Here is a 352-nt window from a genome sequence, read left to right as displayed (position 1 = left end):
GCCGAGACACGAGACGAGCTCCCAAGGGAGTGAAGTTGTTGATGCCCTGCTTCCAGGAAAAGCTTCTAAACTTATGATTATATGAACCGTACCCCAAACCGACACAGGTGGTCAGGTAGAGAATACTAAGGCGCTTGAGAGAACTCGGGTGAAGGAACTCGGCAAAATTGTACCGTAACTTCGGGAGAAGGTACGCCTCTGTTTGTGAACACCTCGCGTGGTAAGCAAATGGAGGCCGCAGTGACCAGGTGGCTGGGACTGTTTATTAAAAACACAGCACTCTGCAAACTCGTAAGAGGACGTATAGGGTGTGACACCTGCCCGGTGCCGGAAGGTTAATTGATGGGGTTAG

At 50.9% G+C, this 352-nt stretch carries 1 rRNA gene; it reads left to right on the top strand.

Annotated features, from left to right (window positions below):
• Nucleotides 1-352, top strand: a 23S ribosomal RNA gene (locus ACX5KA_RS19595); the annotation flags it as partial.

It is taken from the genome of Alteromonas alvinellae, assembly GCF_902705805.1.
Note: the sequence above shows the minus strand (reverse complement) of the source record. Positions and strands in the feature narration are given on the sequence as shown.